Annotated in this window: 1 protein-coding gene; it reads left to right on the forward strand. The window is 55.0% G+C overall.

Translation table 11 applies throughout. From position 1 onward, the window contains the following. A partial coding sequence (locus tag FHC49_RS08890; protein ID WP_305067771.1) for a transposase family protein occupies positions 1-220 on the forward strand: 220 nt, incomplete at both ends.

Consider the following 220-nt stretch of genomic DNA (forward strand, 5'->3'; position numbering starts at 1 on the left):
TCGTAAAGGGCTGGCAACAGAACGTCTGCCGCTGCTCCGTCCGGCGGCGCCCAATCTGACCTGGTCGATGGATTTCGTCATGGACGCACTTTCCACCGGTCGCAGGATCAAGTGTCTTACCTGCGTCGATGATTTCACAAAGGAATGCCTGACGGTCACTGTTGCCTTTGGGATTTCAGGCGTTCAGGTCACGCGTATTCTGGACAGCATTGCACTGTTT

The organism is Kluyvera sp. EC_51, assembly GCF_019584505.1.
GTDB classification, from domain to species: Bacteria; Pseudomonadota; Gammaproteobacteria; order Enterobacterales; family Enterobacteriaceae; genus Kluyvera; species Kluyvera sichuanensis.